The sequence below is a fragment of the Nitrospira sp. genome, assembly GCA_037045225.1.
Lineage (GTDB): Bacteria > Nitrospirota > Nitrospiria > Nitrospirales > Nitrospiraceae > Nitrospira_A.
On the sequence record JBAOHZ010000009.1, the window covers coordinates 3,441,932 to 3,462,630 of the forward strand.

Annotated in this window: 20 protein-coding genes and 2 riboswitches; of the genes, 18 read left to right on the top strand and 2 right to left on the bottom strand. The window is 59.5% G+C overall.

From position 1 onward, the window contains the following. Nucleotides 1-35 precede the first annotated feature (35 nt). From V9G17_17155 to V9G17_17165, 3 genes are all read left to right on the top strand, one after another. A complete protein-coding gene (locus V9G17_17155; protein ID MEI2754323.1) occupies nucleotides 36-1,115 on the top strand; it encodes a radical SAM protein in 1,080 nt (359 codons plus the stop codon). A gap of 1,232 nt (nucleotides 1,116-2,347) precedes the next feature. Further along, entirely contained in the window at nucleotides 2,348-2,791 is a 444-nt protein-coding gene (locus tag V9G17_17160; GenBank protein ID MEI2754324.1) for a matrixin family metalloprotease, read from the top strand. 15 nt (nucleotides 2,792-2,806) lie between these two features. Beyond that, nucleotides 2,807-3,265, top strand: a complete 459-nt coding sequence (locus V9G17_17165; GenBank protein MEI2754325.1) for a HEAT repeat domain-containing protein — start codon at nucleotides 2,807-2,809, stop codon at nucleotides 3,263-3,265. A 282-nt stretch (nucleotides 3,266-3,547) separates the two neighbouring features. Here the strand turns inward: V9G17_17165 and pyk are convergent, their stop codons facing one another. After that, a complete protein-coding gene (gene pyk, locus V9G17_17170; GenBank protein MEI2754326.1) occupies nucleotides 3,548-4,987 on the bottom strand; it encodes a pyruvate kinase in 1,440 nt (479 codons plus the stop codon). Between the two features lie 522 nt (nucleotides 4,988-5,509). After that, nucleotides 5,510-5,701: a 50S ribosomal protein L28 gene (rpmB, locus tag V9G17_17175; GenBank protein ID MEI2754327.1), complete on the bottom strand. Its 192-nt coding sequence runs from the start codon at nucleotides 5,699-5,701 to the stop codon at nucleotides 5,510-5,512. Nucleotides 5,702-5,859: 158 nt separating this feature from the next. Between rpmB and V9G17_17180 the strand changes: the two genes are divergently transcribed. The 15 genes from V9G17_17180 (at nucleotide 5,860) to V9G17_17250 (ending at nucleotide 20,684) form a co-directional block, all read left to right on the top strand. Then, entirely contained in the window at nucleotides 5,860-6,117 is a 258-nt protein-coding gene (locus V9G17_17180; GenBank protein MEI2754328.1) for a SemiSWEET transporter, read from the top strand. A 100-nt stretch (nucleotides 6,118-6,217) separates the two neighbouring features. Continuing rightward, a riboswitch (cobalamin riboswitch) is annotated at nucleotides 6,218-6,483 on the top strand. Beyond that, a complete protein-coding gene (locus tag V9G17_17185; GenBank protein ID MEI2754329.1) occupies nucleotides 6,447-7,589 on the top strand; it encodes a cobalamin-binding protein in 1,143 nt (380 codons plus the stop codon). Its footprint overlaps the riboswitch before it by 37 nt. Next, complete coding sequence (locus V9G17_17190) at nucleotides 7,586-8,746, top strand: iron ABC transporter permease (GenBank protein ID MEI2754330.1); 1,161 nt, start codon at nucleotides 7,586-7,588, stop codon at nucleotides 8,744-8,746. The genes V9G17_17185 and V9G17_17190 overlap by 4 nt, the downstream gene beginning before the upstream one ends. Next, on the top strand, nucleotides 8,743-9,639 hold the full coding sequence (locus tag V9G17_17195) for an ABC transporter ATP-binding protein (protein ID MEI2754331.1): 897 nt from the start codon (nucleotides 8,743-8,745) through the stop codon (nucleotides 9,637-9,639). Before V9G17_17190 ends, V9G17_17195 begins: the two co-directional genes overlap by 4 nt. A 63-nt stretch (nucleotides 9,640-9,702) precedes the next feature. Further along, nucleotides 9,703-9,966, top strand: a riboswitch (cobalamin riboswitch). Between the two features lie 80 nt (nucleotides 9,967-10,046). Continuing rightward, a complete protein-coding gene (locus V9G17_17200) occupies nucleotides 10,047-11,978 on the top strand; it encodes a TonB-dependent receptor (GenBank protein ID MEI2754332.1) in 1,932 nt (643 codons plus the stop codon). A gap of 24 nt (nucleotides 11,979-12,002) precedes the next feature. Continuing rightward, nucleotides 12,003-13,400, top strand: coding sequence for a cobyrinate a,c-diamide synthase (locus V9G17_17205; protein ID MEI2754333.1), 1,398 nt, complete (start codon nucleotides 12,003-12,005; stop codon nucleotides 13,398-13,400). A gap of 1 nt (nucleotide 13,401) precedes the next feature. Beyond that, entirely contained in the window at nucleotides 13,402-14,001 is a 600-nt protein-coding gene (gene cobO, locus V9G17_17210) for a cob(I)yrinic acid a,c-diamide adenosyltransferase (protein ID MEI2754334.1), read from the top strand. Nucleotides 14,002-14,202: 201 nt separating this feature from the next. Further along, nucleotides 14,203-14,979 carry a 5,6-dimethylbenzimidazole synthase gene (gene bluB, locus V9G17_17215; protein MEI2754335.1) on the top strand — a complete coding sequence of 259 codons (777 nt, stop codon included), beginning with the start codon at nucleotides 14,203-14,205 and terminating at the stop codon, nucleotides 14,977-14,979. After that, complete coding sequence (locus V9G17_17220; GenBank protein MEI2754336.1) at nucleotides 14,925-15,521, top strand: cob(I)yrinic acid a,c-diamide adenosyltransferase; 597 nt, start codon at nucleotides 14,925-14,927, stop codon at nucleotides 15,519-15,521. The genes bluB and V9G17_17220 overlap by 55 nt, the downstream gene beginning before the upstream one ends. A 4-nt stretch (nucleotides 15,522-15,525) precedes the next feature. Further along, the gene (gene cobU, locus V9G17_17225) at nucleotides 15,526-16,062 is read left to right on the top strand and encodes a bifunctional adenosylcobinamide kinase/adenosylcobinamide-phosphate guanylyltransferase (protein ID MEI2754337.1); all 537 of its coding nucleotides are present in this window, start codon (nucleotides 15,526-15,528) and stop codon (nucleotides 16,060-16,062) included. Between the two features lie 16 nt (nucleotides 16,063-16,078). Further along, nucleotides 16,079-17,131, top strand: coding sequence for a nicotinate-nucleotide--dimethylbenzimidazole phosphoribosyltransferase (gene cobT / locus V9G17_17230; GenBank protein MEI2754338.1), 1,053 nt, complete (start codon nucleotides 16,079-16,081; stop codon nucleotides 17,129-17,131). Then, nucleotides 17,124-17,897, top strand: a complete 774-nt coding sequence (gene cobS, locus V9G17_17235; protein ID MEI2754339.1) for an adenosylcobinamide-GDP ribazoletransferase — start codon at nucleotides 17,124-17,126, stop codon at nucleotides 17,895-17,897. Before cobT ends, cobS begins: the two co-directional genes overlap by 8 nt. Beyond that, on the top strand, nucleotides 17,894-18,850 hold the full coding sequence (gene cbiB, locus V9G17_17240) for an adenosylcobinamide-phosphate synthase CbiB (GenBank protein ID MEI2754340.1): 957 nt from the start codon (nucleotides 17,894-17,896) through the stop codon (nucleotides 18,848-18,850). The genes cobS and cbiB overlap by 4 nt, the downstream gene beginning before the upstream one ends. Next, nucleotides 18,847-19,956: a threonine-phosphate decarboxylase CobD gene (gene cobD / locus V9G17_17245; protein ID MEI2754341.1), complete on the top strand. Its 1,110-nt coding sequence runs from the start codon at nucleotides 18,847-18,849 to the stop codon at nucleotides 19,954-19,956. Before cbiB ends, cobD begins: the two co-directional genes overlap by 4 nt. Further along, nucleotides 19,953-20,684 carry an adenosylcobinamide amidohydrolase gene (locus tag V9G17_17250; GenBank protein ID MEI2754342.1) on the top strand — a complete coding sequence of 244 codons (732 nt, stop codon included), beginning with the start codon at nucleotides 19,953-19,955 and terminating at the stop codon, nucleotides 20,682-20,684. Before cobD ends, V9G17_17250 begins: the two co-directional genes overlap by 4 nt. The last annotated feature ends 15 nt before the right edge of the window (nucleotides 20,685-20,699 follow it).

The following is a 20,699-nucleotide window of genomic DNA, read 5'->3' on the forward strand; positions in this document are numbered from 1 at the left end:
CACGCGTCGGTGCGGCCGTTCCTTGGGAGGAGGCTATGAGATCACTCACTGTGCTGGAACAGAGAGCGGACATGCCCCGTCTTCAGGCTTTGAGCCAACAGGAAGCGACCAGACCGGTGGTCTTGATCGGATTTCAGAAGCAAGGCAACCTTGGCATCGGATATCTGGCCGCAACGCTGATGCGACGAGGGCATCGCGTGAAGGTGCTCGATTTCGAAGATGCGGCGGAGCAGATCTTGGCGACGGTGGAAGCTGAAGCCCCGGTGGTGGTCGGGTTTTCGCTCATCTTTCAATTTTACTTGCCTCGCTTCCGTACATTGATGCAATACCTGCGGGACCATGGCGTCCGGTGTCATTTTACAATCGGCGGGCACTTTCCAAGCCTAAGTCACGAGCGAACGCTTGAGTTGATTCCAGAGGTAGATAGTGTGGTTCGATTCGAAGGGGAAGTGACCCTGCTCGAGCTCGTGGAGGCACTCATTCAGGACCAGGACTGGCACATGATCGATGGCCTCGCGTATCGCCGAGACGGGCGATTCGTCTGCAATCCTCTTCGGCATCTTCTGGACGACCTCGATGTGTTGCCCTTTCCCTATCGGCAGTACGAGCCGACGGCGATCCTCGGTCAGCGCACGATGCCCATCCTGGCGTCACGCGGCTGTTCCCGGACCTGTTCCTTTTGCTCTATTCATATGTTTTACCGGGCCGCTCCGGGACGAGTGGTTAGGATTCGGAAAGTTGCCGAAGTGGTCCGCGAAATGAAGGACCTCTATCAGAACCGTGGCATTACCCTGTTCCTGTTCCAGGATGATGATTTCCCCCTCTTTGGCCCGTCGTGGCGTCGGTGGGCCCTCGGTCTGGTCGATGAACTGCATCGCCGGGACCTGGTCGGAAAAGTCATCTGGAAAATCAGTTGTCGGGCAGATGCGGTTGAGCCTGAGCTGTTTGCGACCTTGCGGGATGCCGGGTTGTATCTGGTGTACATGGGTTTGGAATCGGGATCGGACGATGGACTCGACGTGCTTCACAAGGAAATCACCGTGGCGGAAAATCTGCGGGCCGTGGAGACGTTGAAGTCGCTGGGCCTCATGTGGGAATTCGGGTTCATGCTGTGATCCATCCAGCACGCGAATCGATAGACGAATGTGAGGTTCTGCGCCGGATGTCGACGACGGGAGGTCGCGGCGGTCTCTGCAAGATGTTGCCCTATGACGGCACGCCCATTAAGGAGACGTGATGGCCCAGGGGCGGTCAACGGCGACGGTGTAACCCAGACTATGAGTCTCATCATCGCGCTTTATAGGCAATAGGACGAACAGTCGGAGAAAGGTTCCAACCCAGGGAGGGGAATGCGGTGGTGCGTGATCAATCATGCACGACCAGGCCCTCGCGATGGAGGCTGTCGTGCCAATCTGACCGGTTGCGCATACAAAATTGCACTGAGTGGTTTGACCAAATTCAGCAACAACATATTGTCGCAGTGGTGGAAGAAATCTGCGCCGGTTTTCGGCAGAGTGGGGGTGAGCCTCGAGAGTACTCAGACCTTGACAGATCCGAGCAGTTCTCTCACTTTTACAGCAGCGCCGTTTTTTATAGACCAGTCCTGGCTGTTGAAAGGATAACAATCACCCTCTGACTGCCTAAGTCTATCTGTGTCGTAGTGCCTTCCCCATCTCTCTCCCTTCATTTCCCCTCCTTTTCTCCCCTTCCAATCCTCTCCCCCCCGTCCTGTGATTTCCCACCTATTTTTTTCCTCACTCTTCTTTCTCAGCCGATTATGAACCTGTCATACATGTCTGAATCTCTTTCATACAACGCCAGCGGAAGAGTGAGGTTCCGCACGCGCTGCCGGACACCGGTACGACGCTGAATTGTTCAGCTTAAAACGTCATGTCCTATTCTCGGTATCCGTTAATAATAAAATATTAATTAATCGGCAGCACGTGGCAGGGAGTGCTGGGAAAAATGAAAGCACCATAAGTCTCCAACTCACGATCGCTGTAAAATGTCATTCCCCCAACACCATCATCTGACATTTACTTTCTCATAACCATTTAGTTGGGCTGGCAACGAGGAAATTCCATCCGTTGACGGATGAGCCCCCGTGGCCACTCATTTCAGCTCGTCTTTGCGCCCACCCCCACAGCACCCCATTCCTCTATCGACCATGATGGAGCGAGTTTTCTGATACCCGACCAGCGATGATTGAGCACGGATATACCGCATATAGCGAATTCCAGCACGGATTATCTACTGGAGCCCGGGGACAGGGGCGCTGGCCTGCCGTGAAACGGTGCGGTTGCACGTCAAGTGTCTCACGGCGCCCACGCGATTCACGATTAACCAGATGATTTCCAATATGCGGCTGACCTATGCGACCGCGCAAGTCGGTGTCAAATATGTGTCGTTTGAGGTCCTGAACCTGACGGCTCTGAACGATATCGATGTCGGCGCCTGTACGATGGGGACGGTGACCGCGGAGCAGACACAGCTATTTGCCAACCGGAATAACGCATCGGCGAACGATGTGGTGGCCTACTTCGTGCGTAGCACGCAGCCGCCCTACAACGGCTGTGCCAGCCATCCGGCCAACCAGCCCGGAGCAGTGGTCGCAAGCGGGGCCAGCGCATGGACCTTGGCGCATGAAATCGGCCACGTCCTGGGGCTATCGCATATCAGTGATAACAACCGGCTGATGACCGGACTGGGAACCGACAATATTACTAACCCTCCGCCGGACATTATCGCTTCAGAGAAGACGACGATGCTGGCGAGCGCCTTTACGAATTAGCCGGGAGACAAGAACATGCCAATCACAATGCAGCAGGTACTAGCTGAAATCGACAAAGACGAGCCCAGTTACGACGCGCTGGCTCTGCTGGGGCAGGAGGCGCTGCCGCACTTACAACTGATTGCCGAGGCCAACGATCCGTTGAAATCGTCCAAGGCCGTCTACGCTGCGAGCTTGATCGGGGGCGCAGGCGCGGTTGAGGTTTTACGAAAGGCCGCCGATCACCACGATCCGCAGGTTCGTATTGCGGTCGCTCAGGGACTGCAGAATCTGGCCGCGGCCGCTCCCACCGATATGGTCATGAAATCACTGAATGACCATGACTCCGGTGTCCGGAAGCTGGCGCTGATGACGGCAGGAAAGTTGAATCGCGCTGATTTCAAGCAGCGGGTTACGGCCATCGCGCAGGGCGACCCTGAAGAGCATCTGCGAAAGGCTGCGTCGGTCGCGGCAAAGAAGTTTGAAGTTCGGTAGGTAGATCATCCTCTCCTCCGCCCTGCGTGATGCGGGGCGAGGGAGAGAAAACCACGCGCACCCCGGCAGGACCTTTGGCGGGAGGCGCCGCTGTCCCGCTATTGTGCGCCGTTGAACTCACCGTGGAGTGGGTTAAGGGAGTGCCGGCGGCGGTTGCCAGGCAGTGAGCTGTGAGGCAAAGGCTCGCAGCGTGGGCTCGATGCCCGGCGCCGCTTCCTGCACGCCATGAGTGCAGGATCATGCTGCGCCGCTCATTCACCACGTCCCGCGGGGGTGGTTCGCTCAATGACTCACTGCGGATATGTTGGGCGGAATGTCGTCGGAGGGAACGTCGCGAATCTGAATCGAATCGACCCGTTGTTGGGCGAGGACGTCCGAGATGATCACGACCTTGTCACCGGCCTTGAAGCCCTCGCGGTCCTTCAGAATCCGGAACGCGGTTTGCAAGGTCTTTTCGGGGTCCGAACTGAAATCGATCTTGAAGGGAAGGACACCGCGGTTGAGCATCATGGTCCGTCGCGGCTGGCTCATGTTGGTAAAGGCGTAGATATTGGTGGCAAACGGGCGGCAGTTGGCGACGAGATCGGCCATGAGTCCTCGTCTGGTGATCACGACGATGCCTTTGGCCTTCACGCCTTCGGCGAGCTGGACGGCCGCCGCCGCGAGTTGTTGTTTGTTCTCCGCGTTGCGCAGGTGTTTCGCAAACTGCAAGCCGGGGATCGTTTCAGATTTCAGCGCAATCCTGCGGAGGAATTCGACGCATTTCACCGGATACTTACCCACCGTGGTTTCCCCGGACAGCATGACGGCATCGGCTTCTTCGTAGATCGCATTCGCGACATCCGTGACCTCAGCCCGGGTGGGATAGGGATTGTGGATCATCGATTCGAGAAGGTGGGTTGCCACAATGACGCGTTTTCCATATTCGGCGCACAGCCGCACGATGGTGCGCTGGACATTCGGGAGGTCTTCCAGGTTGATCTCCACCCCGAGATCCCCGCGCGCGACCATAATGCCGTCCGATTCCTTGATGATGGCTTCGAGGTTCCGGACCCCTTCCTGGTCCTCGATCTTTGCAATGATCTTCACCCGCCCGACCTTGTCGCCCATTAACGATTTGAGCTGCTGAATATCCCCGGCCTCGCGCACGAACGACAGGGCGATGAAGTCCACCTCCCGCTCCAAACCGAACAGGATATCCTTGATATCCTTTTGCGTGATCGACGGGAGATTGACGCGGACACCGGGGAGGTTCACGTGGCGTTTGCTCTTCAGGAGCCCACCGTCCAAGACGCGGCATCGCATGTGGCGTTCGTGCTTCTCCAGTACCTCGAAATTGATCAGCCCGTTGTCCACGGTGATCCGGTCCCCGACGTTGACCGCCTCAAGCAAGTCCGCATAGTTGATGTGGATCGAGCTTTCCTCGACGCTCATCGGCCCGCGTGTCGTGACCGACACGATGTCGCCCTGCCGCAAGTCGAGTTCGTTGGAGAGATCACCGGTGCGGATTTCCGGACCTTGCGTGTCCAGGAGGATGGGGATAGGAAACTTCAGCTTCCGGTTGAGTGACTTGATGTGCTGGATGACCTTGGCGTGAGACTCGTGGTCGCCGTGGGACATGTTGAGCCGAGCGATACTCATGCCGGCCTCGTAGAGCTTGTGCAGCATCTCGTAGGATTCCGTCGCGGGGCCGATCGTGCAGATGATGCGAGTCTTTTGCATGTAGGTTCCTTGGGCCGCTCACGAATCGCTGCTCAGCGCGGCTCGATCGATCAGGTGGAAAACGATGGCGTGCGTGGAGAGACAGAGCGCGCCGGGCTATTCTACGTGGAATCTTCGGTGTCGTCTATTGTGGTGGTGGGGCCGGAGAGTTGATCGTGGAGCATGAGGCGTGAGGTGCCTCGGCGCGCCGTCGCAGACGACACCCTATCGAGCATGATCGTAGGCCCCGCCTGGAACAGGTCTACCGCACCGCTTCCGGCGCTGCCTTCGCTCCTGGCCCTGGGCAACGAGTGGAGCGCTTCTTAGGGTGACGTTGTTGAAGCGAGCATTGGTTTCGGCGTGCGAGGTTTTTGGGCAGCGGGGGGTGGGGGAGGCTGAGGAGGCTTGACGTATGGTTCTCTATCCTATTGCGGTTTCGAGGCGAGGGGTATCTAGAGCCATGTGGCTAAGATGAAGAGGAGGCGAAGCTCGGGTGTGAGATCAGATGATGAACTGACGAGATAGGGGAGAAAAGCGGAGCAATCAGACGGCTTTTTTGACCAGGCCGGACCGCAGGCAACGCGTGCATACCCGAATGCGCAAGGCCGACCCGTTCACGAGTGCCTTCACGCGCTGCAGGTTGGGATTAAAGACGCGCTTCGTCTTGTTGTTTGCGTGGCTGACGTTATTTCCGGTTTGATGCTTCTTTCCACAGAGATCACAGGCAAATGCCACGGCCCTACTCCTTTGTTGCGGCGTCTTTCAACGACTAGTCCTTAGATGGGAGGGGATGCTACCATAGCGTCACCGGCCATGACAAGCTGCTGAGGTGAATTCTCCCTACCAGGGTGCCCTCGCCCGCTCATACTGTTCACTCAAGTGAGGTCGTCGATATGGATCAGGTTACGCTCATCGGATTGCTAGCAGGTACCCTTACCACCATTGCGTTCATTCCTCAACTGCAACAGACTTGGCGTACGCGTTCAGCCCAGGATGTGTCACTGGGGATGCTCCTCACCTTCGTGACCGGGGTATTTCTCTGGTTGATCTATGGGATTATGCTGGGTGCCTTGCCCATCATTCTGGCGAATCTGGTGACCCTGGTGCTGACCCTGGCGATCCTCATCTTGAAGCTCCGGTATCGCTCATAACGCGTCTCCGAATGTGCCGGTGCGGACGATCTCGCATGTACCCGCGTCGGGATAGGTCACCAGATCCCGATCCGTCAAGTTTCAGCTTGACAAGATTGGGTACGCGCTCCTAGAGTTTGGCTCTTTTCAAGACACCTCGGGTCAAGGGAAGAGGGTGAGAAACCCTCGCGGTCCCGCCGCTGTAAATGGGGACGAAACCCGCCGATGCCACTCGCGTGGCCGTGAAGCGTTGTTCGTGAAGTATGATGCGTCTGGTTCTTGACGCGACATGCGATTCACGGGGTACGTGTCACGAGCTAGCTGGGAAGGCGCGGGGAGTAGGATGAACCATGAGCCAGAAGACCTGCCCGAGGGAGACCCTTTATTCCCTCGTGGGCTGGGGAATAGGCGAGGATGATGTTGCGGGTGCAATCCTCAGGGTTCCACGTTGGCCCTGGGGATTTTTTTATTTGCGTGCCGGTCGAACCATCCTCCATAGCCGGATCGTAGCCGCATTCGTCGGACTCGTTGCGTATGCGCTGTTGGCCTGCGTGGCCGTTGCGCTTGGACATTCTCAGGAAGATCAGACCGTGATGAAACGTCGCCAACAGGGCATCCTGACGGGCATGCCGTTTATGGCCAATATCACTCCGCGCACGTTCATCGACGATGCGGGCCGAAAACTCTATGTGGCCAAGGCGCCCACACGAGTGGTGTCGTTGGCGCCGAGCATCACGGAGATGTTGTTTGCGCTGGGGCTGGACGAGCAGATTGTCGGGGTGACGGAGTTTTGCGATTTCCCGGTGGCCGCCAAGGACAAATCCAAAGTCGGGTACACCAACCCGAATCTCGAATCCCTCGTCGCCCTCCGGCCGGAATTGATCGTTGCGCCGCGCGAATTTCACCGCGCGAATGTGTTGGCCAAGCTGGAGGAACTGAAGATTCCGGTGCTCCTGCTCGAAGCCAACTCCGTGGAGAATATTTTCTCGCACATTCACACGCTGGGACGCATTTTCGACCGTTCGACGGAAGCTCATGCGATGACGGCGGCCATGCGAAGCCGGATGGCCGAGATCATCAGTCGGACCGAACACTTGCCGCGCACCCGGGTGCTCTATGTGATCAACAGCCGGCCCCTGATCACGGTCGGACCCGGCAGTTACATCCACCAGATGATCGGCCTGGCCGGGGGAATCAATATCGCATCCGGCGCGACCGCACCCTATCCACGCCTGACCATGGAAACGGTGTTGAAGGAAGATCCCGAAGTGCTGATCTTCCCGATGGGGTCGGTTGAAACGGTGCCACGACGCGAACAGGAGGAATGGCGGCGTTGGACGACTCTGACGGCCGTGCAGCAGAACCGGTTGCGCGAAGTGTCGGCCAATGCGTTGAATCGACCCGGCCCGCGCGTCATGGATGGGCTGGAAGAACTGGTCAGGGTGATTCACCCCGAAGCGTTCTCTTCCCAAGCCGTGCCTGTGCAGCCATGATACCGTCAACCGGCCACCCTACGTCACCTGCGTCCGCAGTGGTCTCGCCGCCGTTGTCTTCCGCGAACCGTCACCCTTCCGCTCTCACGACCGGACATGAACGGCTGTTCCAGGGGGCCATTCTGACTCCGGCGCGCTGGTTCCTGATCATGGGTAGTTTGTCGGTCGTCGCAATGATTCTGGCGGTGGTTTGCCTACAACTCGGAACACAGTACATCGGATTCGGGAAAATCATCGGCCTGTTATCGGCCGCGTTGTTCGACCACCCAACGGACAACGACGCGCTCAAGACGACCAGTGTTATTTTGCTGCAGGTGCGCCTCCCGCGAGTCTTTCTTGGATTTTTAGTGGGAGTCTGCTTGGCGTCGGTCGGGGTGGCGCTGCAAGCCCTGCTGCGAAATCCCCTGGCCGATCCCTATGTGCTCGGGGTGTCCAGCGGGGCCGCGTTGGGTGTGGCCGTCGCGGTGTTGTTCGGAATTGGAACGACGGTGCTTGCCTTCTCCCTCCTGCCGGTCTGTGGGTTTTTGGGCGGACTGGTGGCCTTGCTGGTGGTCTATCGCATGGCGGCGACCTACGACCGGCTCCCGATCCACTCCGTGCTGCTGGCCGGCGTGATCCTGAATGCGATTTTCTCGGCACTCATCATGTTCATCACCTCGATTATGGAACCGAATCGTTCCTTCGGCATGATGGCCTGGCTCATGGGATCGCTTACGGCACCGGCCTATCCTGCGTTGGCTGCGCTGTCGGTGTATCTGATGATCGGTCTCTTTCTGCTCTTCAAGCAGGTGCGGGTGCTGAACATTCTGGCGTTAGGTGAAGAGCCGGCACGGTCCTTGGGAATCGATACCGAACGTGCGAAGCGAGTCATCTTTCTCGTGTCGGCGCTGTTGACCGGCGCGGTCGTGTCTGTCAGCGGCATGATCGGATTTATCGGGATGGTCATTCCTCACGCGGTGCGCCTGGTGATCGGGGCCGATCATCGGTTGCTCCTGCCGGCCTCGGCGCTCGTGGGCGGCATCTTTTTGATGGTGGCCGATACCATGGCCCGGACCCTCTTTGTGCCGTCGGAAGTCCCGGTCGGAATCATTACGGCCCTCGCGGGCGGCCCGTTTTTTGTCTACTTGCTGGTGTGGCGAAAGGATCGGCTCGCATGAGGATTCCTGTCGACCCGATGGGTGAGGCTGATGCAGCGGTGGGTGCCTACCCGGACGAACACCATGCCTACGATGTGCAGGGGGCCTCGTTCTGTTATGGCAGGGCGCCTGGGCGGGAAGGTCGATGGGTCCTCAGCGATGTGAGCCTGCACGTCGAGTCAGGCGAAATTCTCGGCATCGTCGGACCCAACGGGTCGGGCAAAACGTCTCTTGTGAAACTCCTGGCCAAACTCGCGATGCCTCAGCGGGGAACCCTCTCGCTCTTCGGGCGAAATCTGGCCGATCTTTCGCGAGAGGAGACGGCGCGGACCGTAGCCTTTGTCCCGCAGGAGAGTGCGCCGGCCTTTCCCTTTACGGTGGCGGAAACGGTGTTGATGGGGCGGTATCCCCATCGCAGACAGAGCAGATGGAGTCTCGGGTTCGGTTGGGAAGATCGGGAGGATTGTGCGGCGGCCGCTCAGGCGATGGCGACGATGGACATCGGTCATCTCGCTTCGCGCGCGGTGACCAACTTGTCGGGCGGCGAACGTCAACGCGTGATGATTGCGTGCGCCTTGGCCCAAACCCCGCGAGTCCTCTTGCTCGATGAGCCGACCGCCTTTCTCGATCTTCAGCATCAACTCGAGATTTGTTCGGTGCTGCGTCGTCTTACCGACGAGCAGGGCCTGACGGTCGTCATTGTGTCCCATGATTTGAACCTGGCCAGCCAGTATTGCGATCGGATCGTGATGTTGAGCGCAGGGTCGGTGTATGCGATGGGAATGCCGTCGGACGTGTTGTCGGTGGATGCGTTACGGACGGTTTATGGCTGTGAGGTGTTGATCGATCCGCATCCGGAATCGGGTCTTCCGAGGATTACGCTGCCGAGACAGGTTGTGCCGCTGAGAGTGTGATCGGTTGTTGCGGGATGGGTTCGCGCCCGGCCCACCCGTGTGACGAGATGGGGCGCGTAATCATTGGAGAACGGAGTGTCAGGAAGACGCCGTCAGCGTCGGGGAAGATGGTGCAAATCCATCACGGTGCCGCCACTGTAAGCGGGGAGTGACTCTGTATTGAGCCACTGACTTGGTTCGTGAAGCGTCGCTGGTGAAGCGTGACTCGCAGGCCTCTGAGAGCGTGCGAGAGACGTTTCACGAGAGACGATTGACGCTCCGGTTGGGAAGGCGCAGAGAAACGGTGATCCGCAAGTCAGGAGACCCAACTGGACGGCTGTTACGACTGAGCCCTTCGAGCGAAAGGGAGTGTCAGTATGTCGGTGATGGTTAGGAACTGGTCTGTCTATTTCATATTGTGCTGTGCCATGAGTGTCCCTCCTGTTTGGCTGGCGGTGGCCTCTGCTGAAGAGCCTGTGGAGCCCGAGCCGATCGTGTTCGCCGAGGAAGTCGTCGTCTCGGCAACGAAAACCCCGGTCCCGGTGAGTCATGTCACCAGCGCGGTGGAAGTCATCACGGCGGAGGACATGAAAAAACAAAACATCCGGAGCGTGGTGGATGCTCTGCGGTTAGCCCAAGGCGTGGCGGTCTTTTCAAGCGGCGGGCCCGGCACCGAAGTGACGGCCAAAATCCGGGGCGGCAGTGCAAACCAAACCCTGGTGTTGATCGATGGTGCCATTGTGAACAGCGGTACGGTCGGCAGTTACAATTTTGCCAACCTGACGACCGATAATATCGAGCGCGTGGAAATTCTCCGCGGCGCGCAAAGTATGTTGTGGGGGTCCGACGCCATGGGCGGCGTCATCAACATCGTCACGAAGAAGGGCCAGGGGCCGCTCTCGGCCACCGGCTTCATGGAATACGGGTCCTTCGCCTCCCTTCGTGAAGGGGGCACGGTGTCCGGGAAGCAGGGCATCATTGATTACAGCCTCTCCCTGTCCCGATGGGATACCTCCAGTTTCTCGGCCGTCAACTATCGGCGTGGCGCCACCGAGCGGGATTCATATCGCAACTGGCAGGGCTCGGGCCGGATTGGGGTGAATCTTCCGCACGATGGGCGATTCGATTTCACGATGCGCTGGATGAACTCCGATGTCCAGCTCGACAATATCTCCGCGACCTCTCCAAACGACGTCTATGGCTCAAAAAATCGGAGCCAGGAATATGTGTTTAGCGGCAGTTATGAGCAGCCGATCACGACCTGGTGGTCCCAGAAGCTCACCCTTGCACGTGCGCAGGAGGCCTCGCAGTTTTTATCAGGCACGTTGCAGCGCAGTCTGATCACAGGGGCATTCAGTACGCCCTTCAACTCCAATAACGAAATTCGTGTGCTCTCGAATCGGTTGGAGTGGCAGCACAATTTCCAAATCACGAAGTTGTTGTTATTGAGTGCGGGGTATCAATTTCGCGAACAACAGGGCGAGAATGATACAGGGCTCACCAATCGGATTCTGAGTTCCAATGCCGGATTCGCGCAAGCCCAATTCAATTTGTGGGACCGTGTATTCGCCACCGCGGGCCTCCGCCATGACAGTTACAACGTCTTCGGCGATGCGACGACCTATCGACTGACCGGTGGGTATTACCACAAAGAAACCGACACGAAAATTCGAGGCAGCTACTCCACGGGGTTCCGGGCTCCTACGATGAATGAATTGTATTTTCCCAATTTCGGTAATTCCCGATTGGGAACGGAAAAGAGCCAAAGTATGGACGTGGGGATCGATCAATATTTCTTCTCCAAGCAGCTCAAGTTTACGGGAGGGTTTTTCTGGAATCGCTATCGGAATTTGATCACGACCACGTTCGATCCGGCATTTTGCGCGCCGTTCAGTACGTTTGGGTTCTGCCCGCAGCAGATCGGTGAAGCCTCCACGAAAGGGTGGGAAGCCGGGGTCTCCTATACCTATTCCAGCGATCGTCCATTCCTGAAGGGCGTCGTGGTGCAGGCGAACTACACCAACACCCTCACCCGAGATTTGGTTAGCCATGCCCGCCTTCCTCGTTGGGCGACCGACCAGTGGAGCGCATCCGTCGCGTATCAGCCCATCGATCCGCTCTGGATTACGCTGATCGGCAGGTACGTGGGCTCGCGCTTCAATACCACCGGCGATCGGCAGCCGTTGTCGGCGTTCGACGTCTGGTCGTTGGCTGTGACCTATGATGTGACGAAGCAGCTACAAGCGTATCTTCGGGCTGAAAACTTGTTCAATGAGAAATACGAAGAAGTGGCCAGCGCCGGTGTGCCCATCCGCTCGATCTTCGGCGGTGTACGGGTCACGTTTGGCGGGAAAACATGATGGCGAGCGGTGGGTAGTCGTCTGATGCCATGTCCGCGTCTGGTCATTGCCGGCACCCAGAGTGGTGTCGGCAAAACCACGGTCAGCCTGGCCCTCATGGCTGCATTAAAAGCTCGAGGGCTGGTGGTGCAGCCGTTCAAAGGCGGCCCGGACTTTATCGATCCCGGCCATCACCAGGCGGTGACCGGGCGGCCTTCGCGAAATCTGGATGGCTGGATGTTAGGGGACGCCGCCAACCGCGCCATCTTTGCGCGTGCCTCTGCGGATGCGGACCTGTCGGTCATTGAAGGCATGATGGGGCTGTTCGACGGCAGCTCCCCGGTGCATGAACAGGGCAGCACGGCGGAACTGGCGAAACAGCTGAACGCACCGGTCCTATTGGTGATCGATGGGAGCGCGATGGCGAGATCGGCCGCAGCCATGGTGTCCGGGTACGCGAAATTCGACCCGGCTGTACAGGTTCGCGGAGTCCTGTTCAATCGCGTGCGGAGTGAGGGCCACTATCGGTTGCTGCGGGAGGCGGTGGAGGCAGAAACGGACCTGACCGTTGTGGGATATCTGCAGCCTGATGCCTCGGTGACGATTCAGGATCGCCATCTCGGCCTGAGAACTGCCATTGAGCAAGGGCAGGGTGACTTGTATGACCGACTGGCTCGATCTGCCGTAGCCACAATCGACTTGGATCGGGTGGAGGCTTTGGCTCGCTCCGCCGGTGCATTGCCGGGAGAAGATCTCCCGATCACGAGACCGATAGCAAAGGAACAACCGGTTCGAGTCGGCGTGGCGTATGATGCCGCCTTTTGTTTTTATTATCAGGATAACTTGGACTTGCTGGAAGCCGCAGGGGCGGAGCTCGTCATGTTTTCACCGCTCCGCGACGCCGAATTGCCGGTCGTTGATCTGCTGTATTTTGGAGGCGGTTACCCCGAACTGTACGGCGAGACCTTGGCGGCCAACGTCTCCATGCGCGGGGCGGTGCAGACCTTTGCCCGGCGCGGCGGGGCGGTGTACGCCGAATGTGGCGGGCTGATGTATTTGACGGAGGCCATTCGTGATGGTGAAGGTCGGCGACATGCCATGGTCGGGCTGTTTCCGGCGGATGCAGTCATGCGGAAAGACGGGATGACGCTAGGCTATCGAACCGTGGAGGTCGCTCAATCCTGCATCCTGGGTGGAGCCGGGACCGTGGTGCGCGGGCATGAGTTTCATTATTCGAGACTCGAACCAACCGGGGAGCTCCATCATGCCTGTATCCTGTCGGATGCAGCGGGAAAACCTGCCGGGCATGACGGCTTGACGATGGGGAATACTCTTGCGTTGTACAGTCACCTGCACTTCGGCAGTCAGCCGGCCGTCGTGGCCGATCTGCTGGGAACTGCCCGCCGCCTGCGCGGAGTGCAGGCCTCTGCAACGAAAGGATAAAATGACGGAACAAGACGAGCATACAGCAAAGATGCAACGTTTGAAGGCCTCCGTCGATCGTCGGATCGAAGCCGCGCAGGACGAGAAGGGGCTACTGATCGTGTACACCGGCGCGGGAAAGGGAAAAACGACCGCCGCGCTCGGCATGGCGCTGCGTTGTCTTGGCCATGGGATGAAGGTGGCCGTCGTGCAATTCATCAAGGGCGCAATCGACACGGCGGAGGAGCGCATCCTGAGATCGTTCGGCGAGCGGGTGACGTTCCTCCGTATGGGCGAAGGTTATACCTGGGAGACACAGGATCGGGAGCGGGATACGAGCCATGCGCAAGCGGCCTGGGCCAAGGCCTGCGAGTTCATGCGTGATCCCTCTTATGCGATGGTGATTCTGGATGAGTTCAACATTGCGCTCCGGCATGGTTATGTGGCGGTGGCTGACGTGCTGCCGCGTCTGCAGGAGCGGCCGGTGATGCAACATGTGGTCATCACCGGCAGAGGAGCTCCGGATGAATTGATCGACGCGGCGGATTTGGTGACGGAGATGAAGCAGGTCAAGCATCCGTTCCGCACAGGCGTCAAGGCACAGGCGGGGGTGGAGTTTTGAGGGGGCCGGTCACCAAAACGTGTGAGCATTGCCGGACGCCATTCGAATGTGGCGGGTATCAGTGCTGGTGCGGGAAGATCGGCATTACTGAAGCGCAGATGGATTGGATCGCGGCCCGGTTCAAGGATTGCCTGTGTCCCACCTGCCTGCAGCACGTGGCGAGCGGTGTGTTGGGGCCGACACCGTCGCAGAACGAGCCCCATGGCGACTAATACACGAGGCGTGGTGGCTCCGGTGGGCTTGGAGTCGCAGGAGCCCTTTTCCCCCGCCGAGCGTGAAGCGGTGTATCGGGCTATTTTTGAGCGCCGAGACGTTCGCCGGAATTTCCTGCCGAAGCCGATCCCCGATGCGGTCCTCGCCCGTTTGTTGAACGCGGCCCATCATGCCGGATCGGTGGGCTTCATGCAGCCCTGGGATTTTGTCATTGTGCGGGCCCCTGAGACGAAGCGGGCGGTGAAGCAGCTCTTTGTGAAGACGAATGAGGCTGCGGCGCTGCGTTATAAGAAACCTCGCGCGGATTTGTATCGAACCCTGAAGCTCGAGGGGATCGAGGAGTCAGCGGTGAATCTCTGCGTGACGTGCAGTCGGCAACGGGGCGGGCCTCAGGTTCTCGGACGATCGACCGTGCGGGATACGGATCTGTATAGTACCTGTTGCGCCATTCAGAATCTGTGGTTGGCGGCACGGGCTGAAGGCATTGGGGTTGGATGGGTGAGCATCTTGAGTCATACCGCATTAAAGCAGGTGCTCGGTATCCCGAGACCGGTCAAGGTGTTGGCCTACCTTTGCCTCGGCTACGTATCAGAGTTTGCGCCCAAGCCCGACCTCGAAACTGCGGGCTGGCGGGCCAGACTTCCGGTGCAGGAATTGGTGCACTACGAGTTATGGGGCAATAGAGTGCGGCGAGAAGGGGGAAACCGGAGATGCGGATCACCAAAGTCTATACGAGAACCGGCGACGCGGGCCAAACGAGATTAGCCGGTGGCCAACAGGTTTGGAAGGACTGCCTGCGGGTCGAAGCCTACGGTACGGTCGATGAGTTGAATGCCTCTGTGGGGCTGGTGCGGGCGATGAACGTCGAAGCCGGGAGCGAGTCTGCCGCTGCGACACAACTGGAGTCGGATCTGCGCTGGGTGCAGAACAAGCTCTTCGATATCGGAAGCATTCTGGCCACCGCGCCGGGCCAGACGTTTCCCAATATGCCGGAGGTGACGGCGAAGGATGTGACGAAACTCGAGCAGATCATCGATCGATGTCAGGAGGAGTTGGCCCCGCTCAAGGAGTTTATTCTGCCCGGTGGCGGAACGGTCTCGGCGACGCTCCACCAGGCACGAACGATCTGTCGCCGCGCGGAACGCATCTGCATCCGGTTGAGCCGTGAGGAACCGGTGGCGGTCGAGCTGAATAAGTACCTGAACCGGTTGAGTGATGCGCTGTTTGTCCTCGCGCGCTGGGTGTCAAAGACCCAGGGAGAGCCGGAGTTCCTGTGGCAACGTGAATCCGGCGCGAGCGCCGAGTAAGCCGATGAAGAAGTATTCGGCCACCGCATCGCGTCTTATTCTGGTGCTGGGCGGAGCGGCGTCGGGAAAAAGTCAGGCGGCGCTCGATCGGGCGGGCCGCCGAGCGCCCAAAGCCTTTGTTGCGACAGGGCAGGCGCTGGACGGTGAAATGAAAGCGCGTATTGCGCGGCATCGCGAGACTCGTCCTGCCGACTGGATCACCGCCGAGGTGCCGCGTGACCTGGCTGCCTGGTTTCGAGCGGACGGACAGGCCTATCGCACCGTCGTGGTGGATTGTCTGACACTTTGGTTAAGTAATGTGTGTGGGCGTCGGATCGCCGGGGCGGAGATGGTCCCACGCGTGGAGGAATTGCTTCAGGCCATCCGTGCTACGAAGGCGCGGGTAGTGCTGGTGAGCAACGAGTTGGGCTTCGGGCTGGTGCCCACGAGTCGCAGTGCGCGGGCGTTTCGCGATGTCGCCGGTCGGGTCAACCAACAGATCGCGGCAGCGGCCGACGAAGTCTACTTTGTCATCAGCGGCCAGACGCTTAGGCTTAAATGAGAGGGAAGAAAACTCGATGACGCTTCAGGAGGTGTTGGGACGAATTCAACCTGTGGATCAGGCGATTGCCGCGCGGACGCAATCCCGCCTCGACCGGTTGACGAAACCCTTGGGTAGCCTGGGGCGGCTGGAAGACACCGCGGTGCGGTATGCCACGATTACCGGCGAGGTGAAGCCGGCTGTGCCGCGCGGGGTCGTATTTACGTTTGCGGCTGATCACGGCGTAGCGACTGAAGGTGTGAGCGCCTACCCGCGTGAAGTCACGCCGCAAATGGTGCTGAACTTCCTGCGTGGCGGCGCCGGGGTGAATGTGCTCGCGCGTCACGCCGGAGTCGAGGTGCGGGTGGTGGATATCGGCGTGGCGTATGACTTCGGTTCGGTGCCGGGGCTCATTCACAAGAAGGTGATGCCGGGTACGAACAATCTGCTGGTAGAGTCGGCCATGAGTCGTGACCAGGCCGTGCAAGCGGTGGAGGTCGGGATCGGGTTGGCCATGGAATCCGGGCGTGAAGGAGTCGGCCTGATCGGGACCGGCGAAATGGGCATCGGCAACACGACGCCGAGCGCAGCGATTACCTCGGTGATGACCGGCGTGGTGGTTGCTGAGGTGACGGGTCGAGGGACCGGCATCGACGCAGCGGGCCATGCCCGAAAAGTCGCCGTGATTGAGCAGGCGCTCGATCGGCATCGTCCGAACCGAGCCGATGCCATCGATGTGCTCGCGAAGGTGGGCGGCCTCGAAATAGCCGGCCTGGCCGGGCTGATCCTGGGGGCGTCAGCCGCACGGGTGCCTGTGGTGTTGGATGGGTTTATTGCCGGTGCTGCGGCGTTGATTGCGATGGGGTTGCAGCCGCTCTGTCGTGACTACCTGATTGCGTCGCATCGTTCGGTGGAACGAGGGCATCAGGCGATCCTTGACCATCTGGGGCTGAAGCCGTTGCTCGATCTCGACCTGCGGTTAGGCGAAGGGACTGGCGCCTGCCTGGGTATGAGCCTGGTGCAGGCCTCAATTAAGATTCTCACCGAGATGGCGACGTTCGAAGAAGCCGGGGTGTCGCAACGTGACTGAGATTGTCGCCATGACGAGACCCTTTGTCTTTGCCTGGCATTTTCTCACCGCGATTCCGATCAGTCGGCGCCACCATGAGCCGTCGTCTGCCGAGTTGGCGACGTCGATGGCCTGGTACTCCACGGTCGGGCTTCTGATCGGCGGATTACTCGCGACAGCAGACTTCGGCTTGAGCCTGTTGCTGACGGCTGAGGTGGTGAATGTCCTGCTGATCGTCCTGCTGGTGCTCATGACGCGCGGACTGCATCAAGACGGCCTGGCAGACACCATCGATGGGTTGGCCGGCGGGCGCACGGCGGCCGATCGGCTGCGCATCATGCGTGATCCGAGCGTCGGGGCATTGGGCGCGACCGGTCTTTTCCTCTCTCTGCTGTTGCGTTATGCCGGGTTGCTTGCCCTACCTCAACCGGTTCGCCTTCCCGTGTTGCTCTGTATGCCGGCATTGGGGCGTTGGGCAATGGTCTCAGTCGCCTGGGGTTCTCCCTATGCCAGGAGCGAAGGGGGGTTGGCCGCGGCGTTTCTGACTCATCTGTCCTGGCAGCATGTCTTGCTCTCGAGTCTTGTGTTGGTCTGCGCGCTGACGGCTGGATTAGGGGTGATGGCGGCGGTTGCGACGATGGGGATGGGAGCACTCGTGGTGATGATTGTGCGGCGGGGTTGTCGAGTATGGTTCGGTGGAGTGACGGGAGACTTGCTCGGCGCCACGAATGAATTGGTCGAACTGCTGTTCCTGGTCATGATCCCGCTGCTGGTGATGGCGCGATGACCGGTGGTGAGTTGGTGCTGGCAGCGGTATTGGATGTCGTCGCGGGAGATCCCCGTTGGATGCCTCATCCTGTGCGGGGCATGGGCGTGGTTATTTCCTGGTTCGATAATCAGGTCAGAACCGTCTGCCGCAGTGATCAATCTTTGCAAATCGCCGGGGCCTGTCTCGCACTGGGGTTACCGGTGGCGATCTATGCGGCGGCCACGTGTCTGATTGCGCAGGCGGCCATGGTGTCACCGCTACTTGGACAACTGGTCAGTATCGGCTTGGCGTATACCACACTGGCGGGTCGGGATCTCTTCGATCATGTCCAGGCGGTCAGCCGTCAGTTGCAGCAGGGAAACCTGGCCGGAGCGCGCGAGGCCGTGGCCAGGATTGTCGGCCGGGACAGCGCGACGTTGACGGAACCTGAAGTCGTCCGCGCCACCGTGGAGACCATCGCCGAGAGCACTGCCGATGGCATTATTGCGCCGCTGGTGTATCTCTCCCTCGGCGGCGCGCCGCTCGCCCTGGCCTACAAGGCGGTGAATACGCTGGACTCGATGGTGGGACATCACGATGAGCGGTATGAGCATTTTGGCTGGGCGTCTGCCAGATTAGACGATGTGATGAATTGGGTGCCGGCCAGATTGACGGGCGGTTTCATCGCACTGGCTTCTGGTTTGGCGACCGCCGAGTGGCATCGTGTTCACGACAGTTGGTCCATCCTGGATCGGGACGGCGGCAAACATCTCAGTCCGAACAGCGGCATACCGGAAGCGGCCATGGCCGGCGCCTTGGGCGTGCAACTCGGCGGGCTGAACTACTATGACGGCGTGGCTCACGACGGCGAATTGATCGGTGATGACACCACGGCACTGACAATCGCTCACGTTGACCAGGCTACGCGCATCATGGTGGTCGCGGCCGGACTCGGTCTGTTCTTTGCGCTGCTCTCCTTGTGGGTATCATGACGCGCATCGGTCATGGCGGGAATGTGTATGCGGCAGCCCGTGAGTTACGGCGAGATCTCCATCGACTGCTGGATTTTAGCGCCAGCATCAATCCCTTGGGGCCGTCTCCCGCCGCAGTGCGGATCCTGCGAGCAGCAGAAGCGTTACTCGCTCATTATCCAGACCCGGCCTGTTGGGAACTACGGCAAGGACTTGCTGGATATTGGCATCGTCCGGATGAGCAGTTTCTGATCGGCAACGGGTCGACCGAGTTGATCCATCTCCTTCCTAGGGCGCTGGAGATCCGGCATCTGTTGCTGATTGGCCCGACCTTCTCCGAATATGCCGAGGCGATGACAGGTTCCGGGGGACAGGTCACCATGCTGATGGCGGAGAGAGCCGACGGGTATCGTCCTCCACTGGAACTGGTTCTCACGGCGTTGCGGACGCGTCGGCTGCCTGCGGGCGGTGTCGATCCCATTGATGCGGTGCTCCTCTGTAATCCCAATAGTCCCACCGGTCAGGCCTGCGAAGCTGCTGCTGTCAGGAGGCTTGCACGTCTGGCTGCTCGCCAGGGGCTGTGGTGTATCGTGGACGAAACCTTCGCCGAATATGCGAATCATGCGTCGATCTTGCCGGAGCCGCTTCCTGCACGGACCATCGTGTTGCGAAGCTTTACCAAGTTTTATGGATTGCCGGGACTCCGTGTGGGATATGCGGTGGCCAAGCCGCGCGTGATTGCACGCATGGCGGGGCAACAGCCGCCCTGGTCGGTGAACATGTTGGCGCAGCGAACCGCGCTCGCCGCCTTGCAGGATGTGCGTCACACCGAGAGAAGCCTTCGATTCATGGAACGGGAGCGAGCCCGTTTTCAGAAGGCATTGTCCGAGTTGCCCGGGTGCACGGTCGTTCCTTCCGCCGCCAATTTTCTGCTGATGGAATTGCCGGTCGGGAGAAAAACGGTGGCGGTGGTATCTGCGCTTCGCCGGCAGGGACTCCTGATTCGGGATTGTTCGCAGGTGCCTGGATTGAATGGTCGTTCGGTGCGCGTCGCGGTTCGCTCGCGGGCCGACAATGATCGCCTCCTGCGGGCCCTGTCGGCTCTGCTTCGCAAGGGTGGCGCATGACGATGATGCGCCCGAAGGGTTTCACCACGCACTATCGAATTGCTCAAGACACGCTCATTGTCGATCTCGGGACTCGTAGGCGGGTGCTGTCGTCTGCTCCGAGAGGGGGTGGGCTTCGAACCACGCGCTACATTATGAATCATCAGGTGCCGGCCAATCCTCCGCTGCAAGGATCTCATTCGAAGTGGGAACATCCTGCACGGTACCTCAAACGAATCGCGTTAGGCCTGGGCGTAGATCCGGATTGTGTCGGGCTGATGACAGCGGTTCCCATGAAGCAGGTTGTGACCTGCCGTGATGAACAGGATGGAATCTGGGTCGAGTGTTTTGCCACGGTTGGTGTGACAAACGCGGTGCGGGCAGGTGAGGTGCCGGTGCGGGAAGAGGGGGACTGCACAGTCAACCGAGCGGGGACGATCAATCTCATGGTGGCAACGAATGCCTGTCTCGCCGCGTCGGCCATGGTGTGTGCCGTGCAGGTAGTGACGGAGAGTAAGACCGGAGTGTTGCGTGACCATGCCGTGCCCAGCTGGACCGGTCGTCCCGGTGCGACCGGCACGGGGACGGATGCGGTGGTTGTCGCCTGTGCCTTGCGAGGGGACGGCCCCCGGTCGGATTATGCCGGAACTCATACCATGATCGGATCCTTGATCGGAAAGGTCGTCGCCGACTGCCTTACGCAAGGGTTGGCGCGCGCGACAGCGTGGGCGGCGACACATCGCGGCTAAACGGTCGATAGGTTT

What these genes read in the sequence shown, in the direction of transcription:
- V9G17_17155 (MEI2754323.1), top strand. Translation starts at nt 36, where the DNA reads ATGAGATCACTCACTGTGCTGGAACAGAGAGCGGACATGCCCCGTCTT.
- V9G17_17160 (MEI2754324.1), top strand. Translation starts at nt 2,348, where the DNA reads ATGATTTCCAATATGCGGCTGACCTATGCGACCGCGCAAGTCGGTGTC.
- V9G17_17165 (MEI2754325.1), top strand. Translation starts at nt 2,807, where the DNA reads ATGCCAATCACAATGCAGCAGGTACTAGCTGAAATCGACAAAGACGAG.
- pyk (MEI2754326.1), bottom strand. Translation starts at nt 4,987, where the DNA reads ATGCAAAAGACTCGCATCATCTGCACGATCGGCCCCGCGACGGAATCC.
- V9G17_17180 (MEI2754328.1), top strand. Translation starts at nt 5,860, where the DNA reads ATGGATCAGGTTACGCTCATCGGATTGCTAGCAGGTACCCTTACCACC.
- V9G17_17185 (MEI2754329.1), top strand. Translation starts at nt 6,447, where the DNA reads ATGAGCCAGAAGACCTGCCCGAGGGAGACCCTTTATTCCCTCGTGGGC.
- V9G17_17190 (MEI2754330.1), top strand. Translation starts at nt 7,586, where the DNA reads ATGATACCGTCAACCGGCCACCCTACGTCACCTGCGTCCGCAGTGGTC.
- V9G17_17195 (MEI2754331.1), top strand. Translation starts at nt 8,743, where the DNA reads ATGAGGATTCCTGTCGACCCGATGGGTGAGGCTGATGCAGCGGTGGGT.
- V9G17_17200 (MEI2754332.1), top strand. Translation starts at nt 10,047, where the DNA reads ATGAGTGTCCCTCCTGTTTGGCTGGCGGTGGCCTCTGCTGAAGAGCCT.
- V9G17_17205 (MEI2754333.1), top strand. Translation starts at nt 12,003, where the DNA reads ATGCCATGTCCGCGTCTGGTCATTGCCGGCACCCAGAGTGGTGTCGGC.
- cobO (MEI2754334.1), top strand. Translation starts at nt 13,402, where the DNA reads ATGACGGAACAAGACGAGCATACAGCAAAGATGCAACGTTTGAAGGCC.
- bluB (MEI2754335.1), top strand. Translation starts at nt 14,203, where the DNA reads ATGGCGACTAATACACGAGGCGTGGTGGCTCCGGTGGGCTTGGAGTCG.
- V9G17_17220 (MEI2754336.1), top strand. Translation starts at nt 14,925, where the DNA reads ATGCGGATCACCAAAGTCTATACGAGAACCGGCGACGCGGGCCAAACG.
- cobU (MEI2754337.1), top strand. Translation starts at nt 15,526, where the DNA reads ATGAAGAAGTATTCGGCCACCGCATCGCGTCTTATTCTGGTGCTGGGC.
- cobT (MEI2754338.1), top strand. Translation starts at nt 16,079, where the DNA reads ATGACGCTTCAGGAGGTGTTGGGACGAATTCAACCTGTGGATCAGGCG.
- cbiB (MEI2754340.1), top strand. Translation starts at nt 17,894, where the DNA reads ATGACCGGTGGTGAGTTGGTGCTGGCAGCGGTATTGGATGTCGTCGCG.
- cobD (MEI2754341.1), top strand. Translation starts at nt 18,847, where the DNA reads ATGACGCGCATCGGTCATGGCGGGAATGTGTATGCGGCAGCCCGTGAG.
- V9G17_17250 (MEI2754342.1), top strand. Translation starts at nt 19,953, where the DNA reads ATGACGATGATGCGCCCGAAGGGTTTCACCACGCACTATCGAATTGCT.